The sequence below is a fragment of the Bradyrhizobium sp. 62 genome, from assembly GCF_023073035.1.
Lineage (GTDB): Bacteria > Pseudomonadota > Alphaproteobacteria > Rhizobiales > Xanthobacteraceae > Bradyrhizobium.
On the sequence record NZ_JADPIT010000015.1, the window covers coordinates 1,218,627 to 1,222,315 of the forward strand.

Sequence of the window (3,689 nt, forward strand, 5' to 3'; positions counted from 1 at the left end):
ACGCTCGACGGCATGATCGGCTGTGTCGCCGCCGACATGGGCGTGACGCTGCTGCCGCGCGCCGTGGTCGAACGCAGTGCGATCAACGGCAGCGTATCGATCCACGTGCTGAGCCATTCGCACGCGCACGTCGAGACGCTCTTCATCCAGCGTCGTGCCGGACATCAAACCAGTGCGCTGAACGGATTTGCCGCCTGCCTGAAGCAAGACGACGATGTCATCGCGGCCTGAGATGCCAGCGCCGCAACGCAACCAAAGCCCAGATCGCCTCGACCACGCCGAACGGCCAGGCCCCTCGCAGGAAGCCGTAAGCCGAACCGAGCACGCAGGACATAGCGAACAGCAGCACGAACCAGTGGCTGCGGTCTTCCAGGGCGTAAGTGACCAGCATCGCTGTCACGGCGACCAAGCCGAATAATGTCAGCGCATCCATAGTTACAGGTTCACTCCGCAGCCTGACGCGTGATATGCGCTGATCCCATGCCGGCTCTTATCCTGCCTCTCGTCGATGCTGCAACCCACTGGCCCGAACGCGGCGGGTTGGTCGGCCTTGATCTCGGTACCAAGACCATCGGCGTTGCCGTCTCCAATCCGGACCGTCGGTTAGCGACCGGCGTCGAGACGATCCAGCGCAAGGCGTTCAAGCAGGATGCCGCCCGGCTGCTCGCGATTGCCAGTGAACGTAAGGCCGTCGGCTTCGTGCTCGGCCTGCCCATCAACATGGACGGCAGCGAAGGCCCGCGCGCGCAATCGACCCGGGCGTTTGCCCGCAACCTCGCCGGCCTGACCGCGCTGCCCATCGGCCTCTGGGACGAGCGTCTGTCGACCGCCGCGGTCGAGCGCGAGCTGATCGGCATGGACGTCAGCCGCGCCAAGCGCGCCGAAGTGATCGACGAGCACGCCGCGATCTTCATCCTGCAAGGCGCGCTCGACCGCCTCGCCAATCTGCGCGCAGCCCCGGGGCCCGGCTGATCCATGGCCGTCGTGATCGCGGCGCTCCTTCCCGTCTTTATCCTCATCGTGCTCGGCGTGGTGCTGAAGCGCACCCTGATGCGGCTCGACACGCAATGGAACGGGCTGGAGCGGCTGACCTATTTCGTGCTGTTTCCGATGCTGCTGATCCAGACGCTGGTGAAGGCCGACCTGTCCAGGGTGCCGGTCGCCGGCGTCGGCGGCGCGCTGCTGCTCTCCGCGCTCGCGATGTCGCTGCTCTGCCTCGCGCTCCGCCCGGCCCTGTCGCGTCTCGATATCGACGGCCCCGCCTTCACCTCGATCTTCCAGGGCGCGATCCGCTGGCAGACCTATGTGGCGCTGTCCGTCTCCGCCAATATGTTCGGCGAGGTCGGGCTGGCGCTCGCCTCCGTCGCGATGGTGGCGATCATTCCGCTGGTCAACGTCCTCAGCGTGGCGGTGCTCGCGCACTACGCCGCTCCGGAGAAGCAATCCGCGCGCGCGATCGTCATGACGGTTGTCCGCAATCCCCTGATCTGGGCCTGCGTGATCGGTCTCGTCATCAATGTCATCCACCTGCCGCTGCCCAGGATCTGGCATGAGGTGGCAGACGCACTCGGCCGCTCCTCCCTCGCCATCGGCCTGCTCGTCACCGGCGCCGGCCTGCATCTTGAAGGCCTGCTCCGCCCCAGCGCAGGCGCCGCTATCGGCGTGGTGTTCAAGCTGGTGCTGATGCCCGTGGTCGCCCTGGTGCTCGCCGTCTGGTTCGGACTGTCCGGCGACAGCCTCGCCATCGTCGCGATCTGCGCCGCCGTGCCGACTTCCACCAGCGCCTATGTGCTGGCCCGACAGATGGGCGGCGATGCCCCGCTACTGGCGCAGATCATCACGCTGCAGACGATCCTGGCGGCGATCACGATGCCGATCGTGATCGCGCTGGTGGCCTAGAATTCGTCATTGCGAGCGCAGCTCTCCTTCTCGTCATTGCGAGGAACCCTTGCGACGAAGCAATCCAGAGTCTCTCCGCGGACAGATTCTGGATTGCTTCGCTTCGCTCGCCGCAGCCTGGATTGCTTCGCTTCGCTCGCAATGCGGAAAATTGGAGGAAGCCATCATGTCCCAACTTGGGCGACCGTCGGGCTAGCTCCCCAGCCACATCGTCAGCACCACCGCCGTCAGATTGTTCAGCGCGTGCAGCACGATCGTGAGCCAGAGCGAGCTGCTGCGATAGCGCATATAGCCAAACCACAGGCCGATGGAGAAGACCTCGGCGAGGAAGTACAGGTCGTATTGCAGGTGCACGACCGTCCACAGCAGCGACGACAGGATGATCGCGCCGGGCACGCGCAGGAAGCTCGCCGACCAGCCGCGATAGAGGAAGCCGCGCGCCAAAACCTCTTCCGACATCGGCGCTGCCACGCTGAAGGCGAACAGCAGGAAGAAGGCTGCGCCCTTGTCGCGACCAGATTTCAACAGATCGGTCATGAAGCCCGGCGTGGCCTCGCGGCCGAGGCTCCGCGACATCGTCTCCCAGGCCACGACGATCAGGACAAGCCCGACCGCGCCGAACAGGAGTTGCTTCCAGGACGGCCAGCGTAGCGCGAGATAGTCGACGAAGGAGGCCTTCTTGATGCGGATGGCAAGCCACACCGCAGCCAGTGTCGCCGGCAAGCCCAGTATCACCGACAGCGCGAGCGCCTGCGGCTCGCCGCCGACGAGCTGAAGCGAGGCGAGGTCCATCGGCAGGCCACGCTGCACCGCCAGCAGAACGATGGCGCCGATCTGCCCGACGAACATTGCAGCGAAGATAACGATCCCCCACAGCGCCGTGCCCCAGAATTTCCAGACGCGCGGCGCCTCGTGCGCAGGCGTCACGGTCGGCGGCGGATGATCGGGATTGAGCGAATCCATCAAAGCGCTTTCATTGGGAGGCATTCCGGGCGCGTCGGTTGCGATCTACTTCATCCGCGGCGGAATCGGAAAATCATAGGCCGCCCCGCCCGCCCCCGGCAGTGAAAAGTGCCACCACTCCTTTGCATAGTTCACAAAGCCTTGCCTCGCCATCGCAGCCACGAGCCGCTTGCGCCAGGCGCGCTGGTCCGGACTGACCGTTGGCGCGGCGGTGTGCCCTTTCACGTCGGTACAGTCGTAACCTGTGCCCATGTCTACACTGCCCTCGGGCGGGCGCGCCTCGACCGGCGCGGTACAGTCGGCGTAGGCCTTTGACGGGTCGTATTTGCCTGAATTGTCCGCCTTGAGATCGACCAGCGTGAGATCGAGCGCGGCGCCCGTCGAATGCTGCGAGCGGCTTGCGATGTAGCCGAGGCGGAACAGCTCGGTCTTGGGAATTTTGGGATTGTAGCGCCGCTCGGCAACCGTCTCCTGGCCGTTCTGCGACCACCTGACCATGTCGAGCGAGGCCCGCGCCGGCCGGTAGCAGTCGAACATTTTCAGCGAGAGATTTTGCGCCACCAGTTCCTGCTGCACCGCCTTCAACCGCAGCCCAATCTCCCGCTTCACCACGCATTCGCCGACGCCGTAGCCGGCGAGCGGACGGCCGACGAAATTGTTCGAGGTGGCGTAGCGGATGTCCTGGATGATGCTGGGGTCGATGTCGCGCAAATAGACGAAACCGCCGGGAAGCGATTGGGTGTGGGCGGTGCTGATCGTCATGAGCGCCAGGAACGCTGCCAGAATTGATTTCACGAAATGCATCCCAGTCGTCATGGCCGGGCTTG

At 64.9% G+C, this 3,689-nt stretch carries 6 protein-coding genes; 3 read left to right on the top strand and 3 right to left on the bottom strand.

What is annotated here, in order from left to right:
- A partial coding sequence (locus tag IVB47_RS16385; protein ID WP_247462626.1) for a LysR substrate-binding domain-containing protein occupies positions 1 to 231 on the top strand: 231 nt, incomplete at its 5' end.
- On the opposite strand, the gene IVB47_RS16390 is transcribed toward IVB47_RS16385, so the two are convergent.
- Entirely contained in the window at positions 218 to 433 is a 216-nt protein-coding gene (locus tag IVB47_RS16390) for a hypothetical protein (RefSeq protein ID WP_247462628.1), read from the bottom strand. The two genes, IVB47_RS16385 and IVB47_RS16390, sit on opposite strands and share 14 nt — an antisense overlap.
- Positions 434 to 480: 47 nt before the next feature.
- Here IVB47_RS16390 and ruvX point away from each other — a divergent pair, with 47 nt between their 5' ends.
- Together ruvX and IVB47_RS16400 are read left to right on the top strand one after the other, a co-directional pair.
- Complete coding sequence (ruvX, locus tag IVB47_RS16395; RefSeq protein ID WP_027567307.1) at positions 481 to 972, top strand: Holliday junction resolvase RuvX; 492 nt, start codon at positions 481 to 483, stop codon at positions 970 to 972.
- A gap of 3 nt (positions 973 to 975) precedes the next feature.
- Positions 976 to 1,899 carry an AEC family transporter gene (locus IVB47_RS16400; protein ID WP_027567308.1) on the top strand — a complete coding sequence of 308 codons (924 nt, stop codon included), beginning with the start codon at positions 976 to 978 and terminating at the stop codon, positions 1,897 to 1,899.
- Positions 1,900 to 2,091: 192 nt separating this feature from the next.
- Here the strand turns inward: IVB47_RS16400 and IVB47_RS16405 are convergent, their stop codons facing one another.
- Both IVB47_RS16405 and IVB47_RS16410 read right to left on the bottom strand, forming a co-directional pair.
- Positions 2,092 to 2,862 (bottom strand): type II CAAX endopeptidase family protein, encoded by a 771-nt coding sequence (locus IVB47_RS16405; RefSeq protein ID WP_247435007.1) that lies wholly within the window; start codon positions 2,860 to 2,862, stop codon positions 2,092 to 2,094.
- Between the two features lie 45 nt (positions 2,863 to 2,907).
- The gene (locus tag IVB47_RS16410; protein ID WP_247463189.1) at positions 2,908 to 3,624 is read right to left on the bottom strand and encodes a M15 family metallopeptidase; all 717 of its coding nucleotides are present in this window, start codon (positions 3,622 to 3,624) and stop codon (positions 2,908 to 2,910) included.
- Between the last annotated feature and the right edge of the window lie 65 nt (positions 3,625 to 3,689).

Coding starts and splice junctions, on each gene's coding strand:
- ruvX (WP_027567307.1), top strand. CDS start 481: ATGCCGGCTCTTATCCTGCCTCTCGTCGATGCTGCAACCCACTGGCCC.
- IVB47_RS16405 (WP_247435007.1), bottom strand. CDS start 2,862: ATGGATTCGCTCAATCCCGATCATCCGCCGCCGACCGTGACGCCTGCG.
- IVB47_RS16410 (WP_247463189.1), bottom strand. CDS start 3,624: ATGACGATCAGCACCGCCCACACCCAATCGCTTCCCGGCGGTTTCGTC.
- IVB47_RS16390 (WP_247462628.1), bottom strand. CDS start 433: ATGGATGCGCTGACATTATTCGGCTTGGTCGCCGTGACAGCGATGCTG.
- IVB47_RS16400 (WP_027567308.1), top strand. CDS start 976: ATGGCCGTCGTGATCGCGGCGCTCCTTCCCGTCTTTATCCTCATCGTG.